This window comes from Ornithinimicrobium pratense, from assembly GCF_008843165.1.
Classification (GTDB): domain Bacteria; phylum Actinomycetota; class Actinomycetes; order Actinomycetales; family Dermatophilaceae; genus Ornithinicoccus; species Ornithinicoccus pratensis.
Genome location: NZ_CP044427.1, coordinates 1,692,139 through 1,709,087, shown reverse-complemented (window position 1 = coordinate 1,709,087; position 16,949 = coordinate 1,692,139). Strand labels below are relative to the sequence as shown.

The 16,949-nt window shown below is 69.7% G+C and carries 21 protein-coding genes; 7 read left to right on the top strand and 14 right to left on the bottom strand.

Features of this window, described 5'->3' with window-relative positions:
• Window positions 1-300 precede the first annotated feature (300 nt).
• A complete protein-coding gene (locus FY030_RS07760; protein ID WP_158061014.1) occupies window positions 301-741 on the bottom strand; it encodes a hypothetical protein in 441 nt (146 codons plus the stop codon).
• 411 nt (window positions 742-1,152) lie between these two features.
• On the opposite strand from FY030_RS07760, the gene FY030_RS07755 reads away from it, so the two are divergent.
• Window positions 1,153-1,599: a hypothetical protein gene (locus FY030_RS07755; protein ID WP_158061013.1), complete on the top strand. Its 447-nt coding sequence runs from the start codon at window positions 1,153-1,155 to the stop codon at window positions 1,597-1,599.
• Between the two features lie 76 nt (window positions 1,600-1,675).
• Here FY030_RS07755 and mraY read toward each other — a convergent pair whose 3' ends face one another.
• The 5 genes from mraY to FY030_RS17215 form a co-directional block, all read right to left on the bottom strand.
• Window positions 1,676-2,788, bottom strand: coding sequence for a phospho-N-acetylmuramoyl-pentapeptide-transferase (gene mraY, locus FY030_RS07750; protein ID WP_158061012.1), 1,113 nt, complete (start codon window positions 2,786-2,788; stop codon window positions 1,676-1,678).
• A gap of 231 nt (window positions 2,789-3,019) precedes the next feature.
• Entirely contained in the window at window positions 3,020-3,550 is a 531-nt protein-coding gene (locus tag FY030_RS07745; protein ID WP_158061011.1) for a DinB family protein, read from the bottom strand.
• 58 nt (window positions 3,551-3,608) lie between these two features.
• Entirely contained in the window at window positions 3,609-3,956 is a 348-nt protein-coding gene (locus tag FY030_RS07740) for a type II toxin-antitoxin system PemK/MazF family toxin (protein WP_158061010.1), read from the bottom strand.
• The gene (locus FY030_RS07735; RefSeq protein WP_141338789.1) at window positions 3,943-4,173 is read right to left on the bottom strand and encodes a ribbon-helix-helix domain-containing protein; all 231 of its coding nucleotides are present in this window, start codon (window positions 4,171-4,173) and stop codon (window positions 3,943-3,945) included. Before FY030_RS07735 ends, FY030_RS07740 begins: the two co-directional genes overlap by 14 nt.
• 37 nt (window positions 4,174-4,210) lie before the next feature.
• The gene (locus FY030_RS17215) at window positions 4,211-4,507 is read right to left on the bottom strand and encodes a DUF3817 domain-containing protein (protein ID WP_337692495.1); all 297 of its coding nucleotides are present in this window, start codon (window positions 4,505-4,507) and stop codon (window positions 4,211-4,213) included.
• 12 nt (window positions 4,508-4,519) lie between these two features.
• On the opposite strand from FY030_RS17215, the gene FY030_RS07725 reads away from it, so the two are divergent.
• Window positions 4,520-5,770 (top strand): multidrug effflux MFS transporter, encoded by a 1,251-nt coding sequence (locus FY030_RS07725; RefSeq protein WP_158061008.1) that lies wholly within the window; start codon window positions 4,520-4,522, stop codon window positions 5,768-5,770.
• A 47-nt stretch (window positions 5,771-5,817) separates the two neighbouring features.
• Here FY030_RS07725 and FY030_RS07720 read toward each other — a convergent pair whose 3' ends face one another.
• Together FY030_RS07720 and FY030_RS07715 are read right to left on the bottom strand one after the other, a co-directional pair.
• Window positions 5,818-6,375 carry a cysteine hydrolase family protein gene (locus tag FY030_RS07720; protein WP_202879783.1) on the bottom strand — a complete coding sequence of 186 codons (558 nt, stop codon included), beginning with the start codon at window positions 6,373-6,375 and terminating at the stop codon, window positions 5,818-5,820.
• Between the two features lie 221 nt (window positions 6,376-6,596).
• Window positions 6,597-6,857 (bottom strand): TrmH family RNA methyltransferase, encoded by a 261-nt coding sequence (locus FY030_RS07715; RefSeq protein ID WP_238348609.1) that lies wholly within the window; start codon window positions 6,855-6,857, stop codon window positions 6,597-6,599.
• A gap of 71 nt (window positions 6,858-6,928) precedes the next feature.
• Between FY030_RS07715 and FY030_RS07710 the strand changes: the two genes are divergently transcribed.
• Window positions 6,929-7,141 carry an SRPBCC family protein gene (locus tag FY030_RS07710; protein WP_192498767.1) on the top strand — a complete coding sequence of 71 codons (213 nt, stop codon included), beginning with the start codon at window positions 6,929-6,931 and terminating at the stop codon, window positions 7,139-7,141.
• Window positions 7,142-7,231: 90 nt separating this feature from the next.
• On the opposite strand, the gene FY030_RS07705 is transcribed toward FY030_RS07710, so the two are convergent.
• Together FY030_RS07705 and FY030_RS07700 are read right to left on the bottom strand one after the other, a co-directional pair.
• Window positions 7,232-8,824: a flotillin family protein gene (locus FY030_RS07705; protein WP_158061005.1), complete on the bottom strand. Its 1,593-nt coding sequence runs from the start codon at window positions 8,822-8,824 to the stop codon at window positions 7,232-7,234.
• Between the two features lie 78 nt (window positions 8,825-8,902).
• A complete protein-coding gene (locus tag FY030_RS07700; RefSeq protein WP_158061004.1) occupies window positions 8,903-9,319 on the bottom strand; it encodes a cupin domain-containing protein in 417 nt (138 codons plus the stop codon).
• A gap of 205 nt (window positions 9,320-9,524) precedes the next feature.
• Between FY030_RS07700 and FY030_RS07695 the strand changes: the two genes are divergently transcribed.
• Genes FY030_RS07695 through FY030_RS07685 form a run of 3 tightly spaced genes read left to right on the top strand, consistent with a single transcriptional unit; the run spans window position 9,525 to window position 12,224 of the window.
• The gene (locus FY030_RS07695) at window positions 9,525-10,718 is read left to right on the top strand and encodes an MFS transporter (protein ID WP_158062706.1); all 1,194 of its coding nucleotides are present in this window, start codon (window positions 9,525-9,527) and stop codon (window positions 10,716-10,718) included.
• 10 nt (window positions 10,719-10,728) lie between these two features.
• Window positions 10,729-11,499 (top strand): alpha/beta fold hydrolase, encoded by a 771-nt coding sequence (locus FY030_RS07690; RefSeq protein ID WP_158061003.1) that lies wholly within the window; start codon window positions 10,729-10,731, stop codon window positions 11,497-11,499.
• Window positions 11,496-12,224, top strand: coding sequence for an esterase/lipase family protein (locus FY030_RS07685; RefSeq protein ID WP_158061002.1), 729 nt, complete (start codon window positions 11,496-11,498; stop codon window positions 12,222-12,224). The genes FY030_RS07690 and FY030_RS07685 overlap by 4 nt, the downstream gene beginning before the upstream one ends.
• Here the strand turns inward: FY030_RS07685 and FY030_RS07680 are convergent.
• The 4 genes from FY030_RS07680 to FY030_RS07665 all read right to left on the bottom strand — a co-directional run bounded on the left by FY030_RS07680 (window position 12,188) and on the right by FY030_RS07665 (window position 15,275).
• The gene (locus FY030_RS07680; protein WP_158061001.1) at window positions 12,188-12,730 is read right to left on the bottom strand and encodes a DUF1360 domain-containing protein; all 543 of its coding nucleotides are present in this window, start codon (window positions 12,728-12,730) and stop codon (window positions 12,188-12,190) included. The two genes, FY030_RS07685 and FY030_RS07680, sit on opposite strands and share 37 nt — an antisense overlap.
• Window positions 12,727-13,326, bottom strand: a complete 600-nt coding sequence (locus tag FY030_RS07675; protein WP_420371879.1) for a hypothetical protein — start codon at window positions 13,324-13,326, stop codon at window positions 12,727-12,729. Before FY030_RS07675 ends, FY030_RS07680 begins: the two co-directional genes overlap by 4 nt.
• Window positions 13,323-14,471: a zinc-dependent alcohol dehydrogenase gene (locus FY030_RS07670; protein WP_158061000.1), complete on the bottom strand. Its 1,149-nt coding sequence runs from the start codon at window positions 14,469-14,471 to the stop codon at window positions 13,323-13,325. The genes FY030_RS07675 and FY030_RS07670 overlap by 4 nt, the downstream gene beginning before the upstream one ends.
• 96 nt (window positions 14,472-14,567) lie before the next feature.
• Window positions 14,568-15,275: a hypothetical protein gene (locus FY030_RS07665; RefSeq protein WP_158060999.1), complete on the bottom strand. Its 708-nt coding sequence runs from the start codon at window positions 15,273-15,275 to the stop codon at window positions 14,568-14,570.
• An 82-nt stretch (window positions 15,276-15,357) separates the two neighbouring features.
• On the opposite strand from FY030_RS07665, the gene FY030_RS07660 reads away from it, so the two are divergent.
• Entirely contained in the window at window positions 15,358-16,935 is a 1,578-nt protein-coding gene (locus FY030_RS07660) for an aspartate:alanine exchanger family transporter (protein ID WP_238348608.1), read from the top strand.
• The last annotated feature ends 14 nt before the right edge of the window (window positions 16,936-16,949 follow it).

The following is a 16,949-nucleotide window of genomic DNA, read 5'->3' as shown; positions in this document are numbered from 1 at the left end:
ACCCGTGCGACCTCGATGTCCGTTGCTCTGCTCCCTTGCTCGTGCCAACAGGTGGGTGTCGAGCTGGGAGGGCACCGCTACGTACGGCTGGGCATACCCCTCTTGAGCCTCTCGCAGCCCTGGCGGTGACCGGGGCAGCGCAAGCCAAATGTGAGCCTCACACCAAGAGCGTGGGCAGCCGCACTGAGAGCGGCAACCCCGGTCACCTCAGACCGAGCCTGGCCAGGCCCGCTCCTGACGTCAATGAAACACGTAGCCGCGATGAGACTGGCGACATTCAGTCGCCTGACTGGAGCCGGGTCAGGGCCTTGGAGGAGCATCCAGTTCACGCGCCTCGGCCTCACGAAGATCCGCGACGGCGCGTAGGTCGACATGCAGTTGGACGACCGAGGGCCCGGCCGGGAAGCCTTCTGGCCGGATCGCACCGTTGTGGGCGTAGATCTGAATGCCGTGGTCATTCAGACGCCACCACCAGCTGGGCCCGTGACTCGCGGATTCCTCGGTGCTCTCCTCAGGTGCCCCGTGAACGTCCGTGATGGCCTGAGCGAGATCAGCCGCAGCGCCCCGCACATCGTCCCAGCGATGGTCGTCCCACAGGAACCAGAAAATATCCGCGAACTGCTCACGGTACGTGCTCCACCCTGCCCGAGCCGCACCCCATTCAGGCACCGAGGCCATTCCCCAGGACCGACCAATGCCCTCCGGAGGTGTCTCCTCCGCAGTGTCTGTCGAGATGCCCATGGAGCGCAGCCATGGGCCCCCGTCATCGATGCCTTCCGGCCAGGGTGATCGGAGAATGCTTGTCAGCTGGGACGCGACTTCTTGCGGCGAAGGCCTCATGACGGAACCCTAACGAGACAGGCCCGACATCGCACTGGTCGAGCGCACTACTTTGCCGCTGGTTGTTAGCGAAGTTGCTCGATGCCGCCGGCCCTTCAGGGCTGGGCCCCGGTTGAGGACGGCCGTTGGGCCGCGTTCATGTGTAGGCTCGGACACCGAGGTCTGAGTAGGCGTGGGCCCTTACGGCTGTGATCATTCGACGGCTGCTCAAGGAGGCACATCGCTATGGGGCCATCTGAATCTGCAGTAGCCAAGCCGGGTGAGCCACCTTTCCGCACTCGATTGGAGTGGGCGTACGCCTTGGCCTCCTGCATGACGAAGGCAGGATTTGAGGTAGTGGTCGATGAGCGCGTACCCACCGTGCTGCCCCATGACGGGGCAGAACCAGACGTCAACGCCTACAACGCTGCCCACGACCAGTGTCTAACTCGCCTGGGGCAGCCTCCTTACGACGACGCACAGACCCCCTCGTACATGAGAGAGGAGGGATGCGAAGAGGACAGGCCACGTGCAACGAGCGATGGCTATGTCGCCGGCACCTACTTCGCCCGATGGCACCCAGCCCAAGATGTCGAAACGATCGCCAGCGTGATTGGCGGCTCGGCTGGAGGGACGCTGCGCGACTTCCTCGATGGCTTTATCGCTGGCGGGCAAGCCGAGCACAAACGTCGGGCCACCCCCGGGGACGACGTCGTTCCTTTCGCCGTGCATTGGAAGGAGCGGGCCAACAACGGCCCGGCTGATACCGGTGAAGACTAGGCCCCGCGTCTGACCCGGCGTCCGCACCGAGCGACCAGTCAAGCTATACCCATCCGCCTTTGCCGCGACGAGGTCGCTAGAGGTTAACGACCCATTCGCCGTAGAAGATGGCCATGCCGGCTGAAACACAGATCCCGGCGATGATCCAGAACCTGGCGACGATGGTGACCTCGGCCCACCCGAGCAGTTCGAAGTGGTGGTGCAGCGGTGCCATCCGGAAGACTCTCTTGCCGGTGAGCTTGAAGCTGATGACCTGGATGATGACCGATGAGGTCACGATGACGAACAGGCCGCCCAGGATCACAAGCAGCAGCTGGGTGTGGGTCAGGATGGCCAACCCGGCCAGGGCAGCCCCCAGGGACAGCGAGCCGGTGTCACCCATGATGATCTTGGCCGGTGAGGCGTTCCACCACAGAAATCCGAAGCAGGCGCCGGCGATCGCCGCGGCGACCACGGCCAGGTCCAGCGCACCGGCCACGTCGTAGCAGTTCGGGCCCGGCATCAGCTCGCAGTTCTGGTTGTACTGCCACATGCCGATGACCGTGTAGGCGCCGAACACCATGACCGAGGCCCCGGTGGCCAACCCGTCTAGGCCATCGGTGATGTTGACGCCGTTGGAGGCCCCGGCGATCAGCACGTTGGCCCACGCGATGAACAGGATTACCCCCACGACAGGGCCGGTGAAGGCCAGGTCAAGGCTGGTGTCGCGAACGAAGGAGATCGCGGTCGAGGCCGGGGCGCGGCCTTGTTCGTCGGTGACAAGCAGGGCCGCCAGGGCGAAGACCACGGTCACCACCGTCTGACCGGTGAGCTTTTGCCAAGAGGTCAGGCCCAGGCTGCGTTCCTTGCGGATCTTGGTGTAGTCGTCCAGGAAACCGACCAGTCCCAGCCCGGTGAGTAGGAACAGGACCAGGAGCGCGCTGAGCGAGATGCGGCTGTGGGTCACCTGCACCACACCCGTTGCGTCGAGGACGAACAGGCTGGCGTGGGTGGCGAAGTAGCCGACTATCGCGGCGGCGATGATCACCGCGCCACCCATGGTGGGCTTGCCGCGCTTGACGTGGTGATGGGTCAGGTCGTCGCGGATGAACTGTCCGTAGCGGCGCCGCACCAAGAAGGCGATGAACAGCGGGGTGCACAGCAGCGCGATGGCCATGGAGAAGCCGCCAGCGAGCATGACGTTGACCATCAAGTCTCCTTGCAGCAGCTCAGCTACTGTCGGGGGCTGCGGCTGCCGGCCAGGCAGGTCACAGACTGCGATATGTCCGGGGCACCGGGGACTTTGGCCCCGCTTGGACGCCGGTTCATGCTAGGGCAGGACGCAATGCCGATCCCGGACCGGCGCACGAGTGTCGCTGCTCTGCCCGGCCTCCGGTCAGTGGGCACGGCCAGCGTCCACTGCACTCTGACGACCGCACGGCTAGATGCCGACCGTGCCGTCGATCGCCTCTCTGATCAGGTCGGCATGGCCCAGGTGACGGCCGTACTCCTGCACCAGGTGCAACAGGACCCACCGCAGCGAGCAGGGTTCTCCATATGGCATCTCCTGGGACAGTGCCTGCAGACTCGGTGCCTCACCGACGATACGTTCGGTGAGCTGCTGTGCCTCCGTGAGCCAGCGGAACAGCACCTGCGGTGTCTCCCCGGCGGTGGTTCGAAGGCTCCAGCCGTCCTGCCCCTCCCGCCGCTGCGTCTTCCACGCTGGTAAGTCGTCGCCGCCGGCGAACGTCATGCGCACCCACGAGACCTCCACGACCGCCAGGTGCTTGAGCAGGCCGCCGAGCGACAGCTCGCTCGGCGCATGCTCAAAAGCAAGCTGCTCTGCTGTCAGGCCCGAGCATTTCCAGCGAAGCGTGTCCCGCTGGAATGCAAGCATCCCCAGCAGCATGGCCTTCTCATCAGCCACCAAAGGCGTCTGAGCGCGGTCCATAGGATCGAAGATCGTCGTCACCGCTCAACCGTAGGCGCGACCAGCAACCAGGCGAACGCAACTGCCGCGCGTCGGGCGGTCATAGCTGCAGATGGATTCGCACCGCTTCGTCAACCGCAGCCATGAGGCGGGGCGGCACCCGGCCTACTGCAGAACCGACCCTCTCGACTGCGACCGAGCGCACCTGCTCCGCCTGGGCCTTGGAGTCCACCCGCAGTCCTGTCTCGTCAGCTGGCAGCAACACCTGGAACGGGAAGACGCGCTCCACGTTGCTGGTGACGGGCACGAGGGTGACTACTCCACGACCGAGTCGTTGAGCCATGGTGTTCGCCCGATCATTGCTGACGAGCACCGCGGGGCGCCGCTTGTTGGCCTCGCTACCGCGCACTGGATCCAGATCGACGAGAAGGACCTCACCGCGCAGCATCGGTGAGCCCGTCCGAGGACGCTGATGCCCACGCGTCTTCGTCCCCCGCGACGGCCCACTCCTCCCAGGCGGCGGCATAGGCCGCCTCCAGCTGCGGGTCTTGCAGGCGGCGAATGGCCTGCTGGACGGCAGCGGACCTCGACTCAAGGCCAGCTTCTTCGACGTACCGGTCGAGGGCCGCGAGATCCTCCTCGCTCAGACTCACGCTCACCTTCATGGATACATCCTACCCAGGTAGGACAATGATTACTACCTTAGTAGCAGCATCCGCACATGCCGCAAGGCATTCGAGGCCGCTGGTCCACCGCGACCAGCGCCGTGACCAGGGCGTGGGCCAGGAAGACGAATCCGTGCACGACGCCGGAGACGCGGATCATCAGCCGTGGGCGCTCCAGCAGGTAGACACCAGCCATCGCGGCCTGCAACGCGGCCCAGGTGACCATCTCGGCCAGGCCAGGACACCGAAGACGCGGGCGGGGCTGGCGAGGAGGGACGGCCTGGCGGCCCAACCTACCCGCGCCCGCTGCCGGAATATCCAGGAGGGCATCCACCTTGATCCCGTGGTGAGATCAGCCCCCGTCGCAGCACCCCCCGCATCCCTCCGGCCCCGCACCGAACCCTCCCCCCTGGGCCGGCTGCTGCTGTTCGGGGCGCTCGTCGCGATCGGCCCGCTGACGATCGACATGTACCTCGCCGCCTTCCCGGCCGTCGTGGACGACCTGTCCACGACCGAGGCCACGGTGCAGCTGACCCTGACCGCGACCCTGGTCGGGCTCGCCACCGGCCAGCTCCTGATCGGGGCGTTGTCGGACTCCTTCGGCCGGCGCCGACCGTTGATCGCGTCGCTGATCCTCTACGTCCTGGTCTCGGCGGCGATCGCGGTCTCCTCCTCGATCGAGGTGCTGCTCCTGCTGCGCTTCGTGCAGGGCCTGGCCGGTGCGGCCGGGATGGTGCTGTCCCAGGCCATGGTCCGCGACCTCTACAGCGGCTCCCGGATGGCGACCTTCATCTCCCGGCTCTTCCTGGTGGTCGGCGTGGCCCCGATCCTCGCGCCGACGCTGGGCGCCCAGTTCCTGATCTTCGGCAGCTGGCGGACCATCTTCTGGGCGTTGGGAGCCTTCGGGCTGCTGCTGGCGGTGCTGGCGCTGGTCTTCGTCAAGGAGACCCTGTCCCCGGAGCGACGGCGCCACTTCGGTCCGCGGACCCTGTGGGCCAGCTACCGGGTGCTGCTCTCGGACCGACGCTACGTCGGCCTAGTCCTGACCGCGTGCACCGCGATGGGCTGCCTGTTCGCCTACATCTCCAGCGCGACCTTCGTCTTCCAGGGGCTGTACGGGATGACCACCCAGCAGTACGCCCTGGTCTTCGCCGCCGGCGCAGGAGCGCTGACCGTCACCAGCCAGGTCAACGGGTCTCTGGTGCGCACGGTGCACCCGGCCGCAGTGCTGCGGGTGGCGCTGCCCTCGATGCTGGCCATCGCCCTGGCCCTGCTCACCGCCGCGCTGGTGGACCTGGGCGTGTGGGCCATCGTCGGCGGCATTGTCCTTCTGATGGGCTCGGTGGGCTTCGTCATGCCGAACAGCCCGAGCATCGCGCTGGCCGACCACGGGGAGCGGGCCGGAGCGGCTGCCGCCCTGCTCGGGGCGGCGAACTTCGTCTTCGGTGCGCTCATCTCCCCGGTCAGCGGGCTGTTCGGGGTCCACTCGGCGGTGCCGATGGCGGCCATCATGGTCGTCTGCGCCGCGTCGTCGTGGTTCTTCTACACAGTGCTGGCCCGCCCGCAGGACATCCTGCGGGACATGCCCTGGGAGTGACCCCCCCCCGCGGACGGGTGGGACCACGTCCCGGTTCGTCCCCGGCCTCAGCCTGGTCGCCTTGCGAGCGCGTGAAGGCGTGTGATCGCTTCAGCTGTGGTCACGACACGGGCGAACTCCCCGTCCAGGCTTGCGAGGGCAGTCCGGTGCATCGTCTCGGCGTCGAAGCCGGCCCGGGCGTGGGTCGCAGTGGCGTCTGAGACAAACCATGTCTCAAACCCGAGGTTGCTGGCCATTCGCGCCGTCGTCGAGCAGCAATGATCGGTCGTCAAGCCGACGATGACGACGTGATCGGCCCCGGTGTTCCGCAGATGCTCATGCAGGTCGGTGCCGATGAACGCGCTGTTGACCCGCTTGTCGAGGACCACCTCGCCCGGGAACGGTCGCGCCTCTGGCTTGAACTCGAATGCTGTTGTGCCGCGGCGGAAAAGCCCAGCGGGCGAAGCGCTCTCGTGGCGCACGTGTACGACGGGTGCGCCGAGCTCACGCCATACGGCCAAGAGCTCGCCAACGTGGGTCTCGGCATCCGGGTTGTTGCGCTCTCCCCACGCGGAGTCGTCGAAAGCCTGCTGCACGTCGATCACGAGCAGGGTTCGCAGCGGCACGTCACTGATCGTACGGGGCGGCAGCCCAAGCAGAACCGGCCCGGTCGCATACGGTCATGCCGCCAGGAGGACGCTAGCCTTCGGCGCGTCCGACATTGCCGCTGGTCGCGAGACACAGGGCCCTGCTGCCCCACCCGCCCCATGAGCTGGTCATAGAGCCGAGGGGGAGGAATACGACCAAGCCGGATATGTAGGTCTCCCGCGCGGACCCAGCGCGCCGGCTACCCCACCTGCGCCCTGCGCTGACGGGCGGCTCCGTACAGGACGACAGTCGCCGCACTGGCGGCGTTGAGCGAGCTGGCCATACCCGTCATCGGGATCCGCACGAGCGCTCCGCACGCCTCCCTCCAGCCCGCGCTCAGGCCGGTGGTCTCGTCGCCGATCACGAACAGGGTGGGCTCACACAGGTCCGCGTCGGTGATCTCGACGTCACCGTCCTCGTCCGTCCCCAGCACCTTTAGCGGCACCTGGCCCACTCGCACCCGAGCGATGCCGTGGCGAGGAGGAGTACGCCTTCCGCGGCACCTTTGCACTGGTCACCGAGGACCGGATCGTGCAGACCTTCAGCTGGGAGGAGATGCCGGAGTCCATCGCCCTGGAGACCTTGCACTGCGAGGACCTGGGTGACGGCAGGACCCGGCTGCACTCCTTCTCCCTGGCCGACTCCTTCGAGGCCCGCGACGGCATGCTTGCCTCGGGTATGGAGTCCGGTGGGCAGGACGGCTACGACAAGCTCGACCAGCTCCTCTTGGACAGAACCCTCTGAGCATCGGCGGACACTCGCCACCCCACCCGCCTGCCCACGCCTCCACTGGCCCCTGTGGCCAGCTGGGGTGGGCAGGCGGGATCCTCTGCCTTAGCTAGGGTGCCCGGCGCCGACCTCGTCGACCGACGGGGTGGACTCTCCCCCGTCGTCGGCGGCCGACGTCTGCTGCGTGGACACGCCCGCCGTGTCCTGCTGCGCCCCACGCCCACGCGCCAGATCGAGCAGGTCGATCCCCGTCTGCGCCTTGAGCAGGGCCCGCAGCTCCTGGACGCCGGTGGAGACCTGGCCGCTGAGCCTGGAAGCGCCGTCCTTGTCGATGACCGTGATGTCGTCAATGCTGCTCAGGGCGTCGGCGTAGGGCTGCGCCATCTTCGGCAGCGCGTCCAGCACCATCTGCAGGCGCGCCGACTCAGGGAAGGCCTGATAGGCGTCGGCCTCGGCCTTGATGGCCGCACCGCGAGCCTCACCCTTGGCCTGCTCGGCGGCCGCGTCCGCCTCACCACGTGCCCGGACACCGTCGGCCTCGGCGCGGGCCAGGGCCAGCGCACCTTCCGCGCGACGCTGCTGCTCGACCAGGGCCGCCTCGGCCCGGGCCCGGAGTGCCGCCGCCTCCGCGTCGGCCTGCGCCATCGTGCGCTGGGCCTCGGCCTCGGCCTTGCGGATGGCCGTCGTCTTGGCTGCCTCGGCCTCCTGCTCGGCGGCGTACTTGCGCGCGTCGGCCTCCTGGGCCGCCTCGTACTTGCGGGCCTCCGCCGGCTTGCGGACCTCGGTCTGCAGCTCCTGCTCGCGCAGTGCCGCGCGGTTCTGGGCGACCTGCTCCTGCTGCACCAGGACGTCCTGCTGAGCCTCCGCCTCGGCCCGCTCCTTCGCGGCCTCGGCCACGGCCTGGGCCTGAGCGGTCTCACGCGCGATCTGGGCGTTGCGCAGGGCCAGCGCCTTGTTCGACTCCGCGATCTGCACGGCAGCCTCGTTGGAGCGCTCGGTGCTCGACTGACGGGCCTGGGCCTCCGCGATCTCCGCGTCCCGGGACACCGCAGCTGCCCGAGGACGCCCCAGGTTGCGGATGTAGTCCCCGGAGTCCTCGACCGTCTGGATCTCGAAGTTCTCCAGGACCAGACCGCGCTCGGCGAGCATCGGGACGGCGATGTCCTTGACCTCCTTGGAGAAGTCCTGGCGCTCATAGAGGATCGACTCCACGGTCAGCGTCCCTGCGATGGTGCGGAGCACACCCACGAGCACCTCGCTGGTCTGCTGCTCGATGACCTGCTCCTGGCTGCGCCCCGCGAAGCGCTGGGCAGCGGCCCGCACCATCCGCTCGGTGCCGCCCACCTTGACCACAGCGATGCTGCGCAGCGTCACCCCGACACCGCTCTTGGTCGTGGCGTCCTCGGCGGTCACCGAGAAGCTCTGGGAGGCCAGCGAGAGCCGGGCCACCTGCTCGAAGATGGGCTTGACCAGGGTGCCCCCACCGATGACCACCCGCTGGCCGGACAGGTCGGTGCTCTCCTCCCCCGTCTCGGGGTTGATCACCGGTGTCCCGCTCTTGCGGCCGGTAATGATGAGGGCCTCGTCGGGGGTGGCGATCTTGAACCGGGCCTTGGCGTAGACCGCGGCGATCAGGGCCAGAACGAGCAGCACCACCACCACGATGATGGTGACGATGATGGGGGCGGCGAGATCCATGGGACTCCTTGGTCAGGACGTCGGTGCAGATGGTCTGGAAGAACGGTCGAAGGGCTCACAGTCTGTCACGGGCGCCACTCACCGACCTTCGGCGCTCGACCCGGCGGGCCCGTCCACGTTGATGGTCGGAGCACCTGTGCCGCAGCGGACGATCACCGCACGTGCGGTCTCCCCCGCCGGGTTCGACTCCCGGTGGACGGCGCCGGCGGGCACGCGGATGAAGTCACCCGGGCCGGCCTCGACGACGTCCCGGCCTTCCGGCCCGGACTCCAGACGCATCCGGCCGGAGACCACGTACAGCGTCGTCTCGTGCTCCCCGTGATGGTGCCAAGCGCTGACGGCGCCGGCCTCAGTGTCCACCGTGCCGGTCCACATCCCTTGCTCGTGGCCGGCGACCCGTCGCGACATTCCGGGCGTGGGGTCCCCCGGCTGCAGCTCGTCGTCGGGGATGACGCGGACGGGTGTAGCGGACCGGGGGTCGGGTGCGGTGCTCATACCGACATCCAACAGGATCGGGCCTGCCCCGTGCGCGCCGTTGAGGGAAGGCGAGGACCACCGCGGGCCTGTCATTGCAAGCGCGGCCCCGGTCGTAGGCTGTCAGCCTCCCCCCATCGTCGTGACGCCCCCAGAGAGGGCCTGTTCGTTGACCCTGCCCACCAGCCCCGGCTCCGCGCCGTCGGTGCCGCCCCGCACCCGTCATATGGCACTGGTCGTGATCGCGCTGGTGCTCGGCGGTGTCGGGGTGGGCATCTCCGAGTTCGTCACGATGGGGCTGCTACCGCAGATTGCCGAGGACGTCGGGGTGGACATCCCGACCGCGGGCCACGTGGTCTCTGCGTATGCGGTGGGTGTGGTGATCGGCGCACCCTTGATCGCGCTCGGCGGGGCCCGGCTGCCCCGCCGCGGCGTCCTGGTGGCCCTCATGGTCGTCTTCGCCGTCGGGAACGCGCTCACGGCGCTGGCACCGGGCTACAGCACCCTGCTCGCGGCCCGCGTCCTGGCCGGGCTGCCACACGGTGCCTACTTCGGCCTGGCCGCCCTGGTGGCGGTCGCGCTGGCCCCGCCGGGGCGTCGCGGCCGGGCGGTCGGCACGGTGATGCTCGGCCTGCCGATCGCCATGGTGGCCGGCGTGCCGTTGGGCACCTGGGCCGGCCAGGTCCTCGGGTGGCAGGTCGCCTACTGGGCGGTCGCGGCCATCGGCCTGCTCACGGCGGTGCTCGTGCGCCTGTGGGTGCCCGCCTTCCCGGCCGAGCGTTCGGCCTCGTGGCGCACCGAGCTGCGGGCGTTCGCCAGCCTGCAGTTCTGGCTGACGATGCTCATCGGAGCGGTCGGCTTCGGCGGCATGTTCGCCATGTACTCCTACATCGCCCCCACCGTCGAGGTGGTGACCGGGCTGGACCGGTCGTGGGTGCCGGTGTTCTTGCTGATCCACGGCGTGTTCTCGGTCTTCGGGACATGGCTGGGCGGTCGGCTCGGTGACTGGTCGGTGCTGCGCACGTTGCTGCTGATGGGGCTGCTGTCCGGCCTCTCCCTGCTCACGTTCTGGCAGACCTCGCGATGGATGCTGCCCGCGCTTGCAACGCTCGCGCTCATCGCGGTCTCTGGCTCCGCGTGGGTCATCGCTCTGCAGCTGCGCTTGATGACGGTCGCCGGCCCCGCCAAGACCCTGGGTGCGGCGATGAACCACTCCTCGCTCAACATCGCCAACGCCCTGGGCGCCTACGTCGGCGGGCTGGTCATCGCGGCCGGCTACGGCTTCCGCGCACCCTCACTGGTCGGTGCGGCACTGTCCGTGGGCGGGCTCGTCCTGTTGGGCCTCTCCCTCCTGGTCCATCGACGGGACCGGAGTCGGCCGACGGTCGTACGGTCGGTCCCGGGCACGACCGGGCCGTAGGCTGACCCCTATGCACTGGAGGACGGTCCACGAGTTCCGCCACGAGGACCGCACCATGCTGGTGAAACGCCCCGAGGGCGACTCCGACACGGGGCAACAGTTCGTGCTGGTGCACGGCATCGGGGTCTCCTCCCGCTACTACACGCGGTTGGCGCGCGTGCTGGCCAACACCGGTGGTGTGCACGTCGTCGAGCTCCCCGGTTTCGGCGGCGCACCGCGGCCTGACACCCCGTTGTCGGTCGAGGACCACGCCGCGACGCTCAACGCCTACGTCCGCCAGGCCGGGCTGGACCGCCCGGTGCTGGTCGGCCACTCGATGGGGGTGCAGGTCGTGGTGGAGGCAGCGCTGCAGGAGCCCGCGCTCTACCCCTGCGTGGTCGGCATCGGCGGCGTCGTCGACCCCTCGGCACGCACCGCCTGGCGGCAAGCCGCGCGCCTCGGGCTGGACACGCTGCGCGAGCCGCCGCTGGCCAACTACGCGGTGCTGCGCGACTACGTGCGCACCGGCCCACGGTGGTACCTGAGGACCCTGCCGATCATGCTCGGCTACCGGCTCGAGGAGGCACTCCCCCGACTGCGGGCCCCCCTGCTCCTGCTGCGTGGGACGCGGGACCCCATCGCGACCCAGTCCTGGGCCGAGCAGATGCAGCGGCTGGCCCCGGACGCGCGGCTGGTCACCCTCGACCGAGCCGCGCACGTGGCCATGTACTCCCGCCCGGACGACGTCGCTGAGGAGATCCTGGCGCAGGCACGGGTCGCCGCCGGTCCGCTCTCGCCGTGACCTCCCCTGGACGGCTCGCCCGCAACGCCTGGGCCTGGCTGCTCGACTATCGGTATGTCGTGCACTGGCAGGTCCGCGGTCTGCTGGACCGCTCCGACCCCGCGGACTACCTGGACCCGGCTGGCAGCGCTCCCCCTGTCCTGCTCTTGCCGGGGATCTATGAGCGCTGGCAGTTCCTGCGCCCGGTCGCCGACCTGCTGCGGGACCTGGGCCACCCCGTGCACGTGCTCACCCGGTTGCGCTGGAACACCGCGCCCGTCGCGGCCAGCGCCGAGCACGTCGCCGGATACCTGCAGGAGCAGGACCTGCGCGAGGTGCTGATCGTGGCGCACAGCAAGGGCGGGCTGATCGGTAAGTACGCGATGCTGCACGCCGACCCGGAGGGCCGGATCGCGCGGATGATCACGATCGCCACACCGTTCGCAGGCTCCCGCTACGCCCGGTACTTCCTAGCGAGGTCGATCCGGGCCTTCTCCCCCCGGGACGAGACGCTGCGCATGCTCGGGGAGCAGCTGGAGGTCAACGCGCGGATCACGTCGATCTGGGGCGCTTTCGACCCGCACATCCCCGGCGGCAGCCGGCTCGAGGGGGCCATCAACGTCCCCCTGCGGACCTCGGGGCACTTCCGCATCGTGGGCGCAACGGAACTTTTGGACGCCGTCCGGGACGCCGCAGCCGAGCAGGGTGGTCAGCCCGATTTCGGCAACCGGTCCAGCGAGGCGTAGAGGAAGTGCAGCGCGTCGGCCCCGGCGACGGCGGTCAGGACCGCGGTGGCCAGACGAGCCTGGCGTGGTGCTACGAGGTGGGCCCCGACCAGCGCTGTGGCGGTCCACTGCGCCATGCAGAACGGGCAGGTCAGCAACTCCCCCACCGCGTGCGAGAGCGGGTCGTGGTGCGGGTCCGTGGCGACCTCCTCGTTGACCTCGGAGGCCATTCCAGGGCCCACGGGCGTAGTGAAACGCGCCCGCAGAGGTGCGGTGACCGTCTCCTTGGTGATCAAGCGGCTCAGCCTATGGGTGGCCACGGTGATGCGCGCCAGGTCGCCGGCGGAGACCGGCTGCCCGGTGGTGCCGTTGCGGGTGCTCGCCACTAGGGCCACCCCCGCCGTCAGCGCGTACCCGGCGCCGAGGGCCACATACCCCGTGAGCGGTCGCTCGTCGTCGGCCGACTGCCGCAGCACGGCGCGCACCGTACGCTCGAAGCGGCCCCGGGTCGGGCGTGCCCCGCTCATCGACGAGCCGCGGCACGTCGGCGGAGGAACTTGATGGCGCCGTAGGCCGCACCACCGGCCAGGACCCACGGCCCGGCGATCAGGACCGGGTCGATCACGTGGTGGCCTGCGTCAGCGCGGTGCTGGCCGAACCGCGAGCGCAGCGGCCCTTGACCCAGCTCGCTCTGCACCCCGGTCTTTGTGACGGGGTTGTCCGGGCGGGTGCTCAGCAGCGAGGCCAGATGGCTCTCCACGGCATCCACCCGGTCCGCGCCCAGCAGCAGCAGCCAGTGCGCTGCCCGGGCCTCGCTGTAGCGGCGGTAGGCGTGGTGGCGGATCGCTCCGGAGAGCCCGCGCAGCGGGACCGAGGTGCCATAGACCGGGGGGAGCCGGCCGTGCTCGATGGAGCGTTCGCGTTCGGCCTGGCCCGGCTGGCCGGGCTGGTCCTCGGGCATCGTCCAGTGGGCGCCGGTGGGGAGGAACTGCTCCCGGGGCACCGAGGGCCGGTCGGCGGGGTCGAGGTCGGCCCCCCACCCGGGGATCCTGGCGCGCAGCTCTTCGGCCGAAGGGCGTTGCGGGGCGTCTGCGGTGTAGGGCACGTGCGAGTCCTTCCTCATGCGGGGTCCATGACGATGAGCGGCTTGACGATGTTGTCGAGCTTGGCCGAGAACAGGTGATAGGCCTCCCCGATGTCCTCCAGGGGTATGCGGTGGGTGACGATGTCGCGCGGTTGGAAGTGGCCCGCCTGGATGTGCTCGAGCAGCCGCGGCCACTGGCGCCTGACCGGACATTGGTTCATTCGCAGGGTCAGCCCCTTGTTGAGCGCGTCACCGAACTTGACCGCGCTGAACATCGGCCCGTAGGCCCCCACGACGGCGACCGTGCCGCCCTTGCGGACCGCGTCGATCGCCCAGTTCAGCGCCACGGGTGAGCCGCCTTGCAGCTTGAGTTTGGTGGCGGTGACGTGCTGGAGGAAGTTGCCGTCAGCCTCGGCCCCGACGGCGTCGATGACCACGTCGGCGCCCAGGTGGTCGGTGGTCCGCTTCAGGTGGACCACGACATCGTCGTGCTCGGCGAAGTTGACCGTCTCGGCGTGCGCGAAGGTGCGGGCCATCTCCAGCCGGTAGTCGAGGTGGTCCACGACGATGACCCGCGAGGCGCCCATCAGCCAGGCGGAGCGGGCGGCGAAGAGCCCGACCGGCCCGGCCCCGAGCACGACGACCGCGTCCCCCTCGGTGATGTCCCCCAGCTGCGCACCGAAGTAGCCGGTGGGCAGGGCGTCAGTGAGCATCATCGCGTCCTCGTCGTGCAGCCACTCGGGAATGACCATGGGACCCACATCGGCGAACGGCACCCGGACATACTCCGCCTGTCCCCCGTCATACCCCCCGCACGTGTGCGAATAGCCGTAGATCCCGCCCACTGCGGTGGCGTTGGGGTTGACGTTGTGGCAGTTGGAGTACAGGCCGCGGGCGCAGAAGTAGCAGGTGCCGCAGAAGACGTTGAACGGGACCATCACCCGGTCCCCGGGCTGGAGGTTGCGCACCGAGGGACCCACCTCGTCCACGACACCGATGAACTCGTGACCGAACGTCGTGCCGACCCGCGTGTCGGGCATCATCCCGTGGTAGAGGTGCAGGTCGGAGCCGCAGACCGCGCCCAGGGCCACCCGGATGATGGCGTCGTTGGGATGCTCGATCCGGGGTTTGGGCTTCTCCTCGACCCGGATCTTGTAGGGACCGCGGTAGACCATGGCGCGCACGACCCGCCTCCTGTTCGTGGGATGTCGACTGGACGGATCTCCAACCTAGGTCGGGTCCCGGCAGCATGCCCGGTCAACCGCGTCCCGCAGCTGGTGCTACCTCTCTCCGGTGACGGGCTCGGCTGTCACCTCGCGGGCCTCGACCAGCTGGGATGAGACGTAGGAGGGGGTGCGCAGCGCCGCCCAGAAAGGGTGGGTCCACAAGCCCACCGGCGGGTGGCCGACCGGGTCGTGCCGCCGCGGGCAGTCCTGGTCGGTCCAGGTGACGTCGAGCCGGCCCCGTTCGTGCCAAGGGTGCCCGGGGGCGCTGACCAGCAACCGGTATGCCGTGGGCAGATGCTCATCCCCGGCCGCCTTCGGGTCGAGGGCCAGCAGCAGGGGTCCGCAGGCGCTCTGCAGTGGCAGCAGGGTGGTCACGGGTCCGTGTCGACGCGGTGTGCGGACCCAGAGCAGGTGACGCCCCAGCACACCGGTGCCAGTGGAGGCGAAGAGCACGTCACCTCGCCCGGGCCCGTCGACGCGCAGGGCCAGCCCTTCCACGTCCAGGCCGCGCTGTCGACCCGTCGCGCGGGACCAGCGCAGCACGCACTCGTGCGGACCGGGGTCGTCCAGCACGACGACGCCGCTCGGCGGCCCGGGGGTCACGCTGAGTCGGCCGTTGCCGCATACCCCCACCGGGTGCAGTGCCCGGGTGCCGCGGATGCGGGCGGTCGCGCCGAACGCGGCGGCGAGCAGAGCGCCACCGGCCTCGGCCAGGCTCTGCACGAGCGGGGTGGTGGCAGCAGCGGGCCGGGAGCTGGACATGGGCCCAGGCTAGGGGCGGCGCGCGGCCCTTGCTCGGGGAGATGCCTGCCGAGCACCCGGTCCTTCGCAGCGAGGTGCGAGCATGGCCTCCATGCTCGACGTCCTGGCCGACAACCAGATGCTGACGATCATGATCGTGCTGGCGATCGGCACGGTCGTCGGGACGATCCCGTTCGGGCCGATCCGGTTCGGCCCCGCCGGCGCCCTCTTCGTGGGCCTGGCGGTCGGTGCCGTGGACCCGCGGCTCGGCGAGGGGCTGGGGCTTGTCCAGACCCTCGGGCTGGCCCTGTTCGTCTACACCGTCGGCGTCGCCGCCGGGGCGGGCTTCTTCCGGGACCTGCGGCGGCAGCTGCCGCTCATGGCCGGCGCTGTGGCTGTGCTCGTGGTGATCATGGGCGTGGCCGCCCTGGGCGGGCGCCTGCTGGGGCTGTCGCCGGCTCTGGCCGCCGGGTCCTTCGCCGGTGCCCTGACCTCGACCCCGGCTCTGGCGGCCGCCGCGGCCCAGGCTGGCAACCAGGAACCGGCCGTCGGCTACTCCATCTCCTACCCCGTGGGCGTGATCGTAACCATCCTTGTCATTGCCGCGATCGTCAACCGGTCCTGGCCTGCCCCTCGCGACAGCGCCTCGGCCGCTGGCGAGGGGCTGGTGGACATCAGCGTCGAGGTGACCCGTCCCGGGCCGCTGCGGGAGGTGCCCGGCGCCGCCGACGGCTCGGTCCGCTTCTCCTACCTGCGTCGCGAGGGGCAGACGCGGGTCGTGGGTGACCACGAGCAGATGCGAACCGGGGACCAGGTGGTCGTCGTCGGGCCGGAGAAGGCCGTCCGCGCGGCGGCAGCCCACCTGGGCCACCGGGTCGACGAACATTTGGCGCACGACCGTAGGGAGGTCGACTACCGCCGGTTCCTCGTCTCGAGCAAGGACGTGGCCGGGCGGACCATCGGCGAGCTCGACCTGCCCACCCGCGTCGAAGGCATGGTGACCCGTGTCCGCCGCGGCGACCTCGACCTCCTGGCACACGACGACCTGACCCTTGAGCTCGGGGACCGGGTCCGGGTTGTCGTGCCTCGGGGCCGGCTGCGGGACGTGGGCAGGCTCCTGGGCGACTCCGAGCGCAGCGTGAGCGAGATCGACGCCTTCTCCCTCGGTGTCGGCCTGGCGCTCGGCCTGGGGGTGGGGCTGGTCAGCCTCCCCCTGCCCGGCGGGGTGACCCTCGCCCTCGGCTCCGCGGCCGGCCCGCTCGTCATCGGTATGGTGCTCGGCCGGCTGGAGCGCACCGGTCCCCTGGTCTGGGGCTTACCGCTGCCGGCCAACCTCACGATCCGGCAGTTAGGGCTGCTCATCTTTCTCGGCGCAACCGGTCTGTCGGCCGGTCAGGCCTTCGCGGCGGAGGCGTTCACGTTGCTTGGGCTGCGCACCGCCGTGCTGGCCGCGCTGGTCGTCGGCGTGGGAGCAGGGCTCATGGTGCTGGTGGGCCGGGGTGTGGGCATCAGCCCGCCTCGCACGGCCGGGGCGCTGGCCGGGTTCGTCGGGCAGCCGGCGATCCTGGCCTACGCCAACGGCCGCTGCACCGACGAGCGGATCGACTCCGGTTACGCCGCCCTCTTCGCGCTGGGGATCATCGTCAAGATCGTCCTGGTCCAGGTGGTCGGCATTCTCTAGGACGGGCAGGTCCG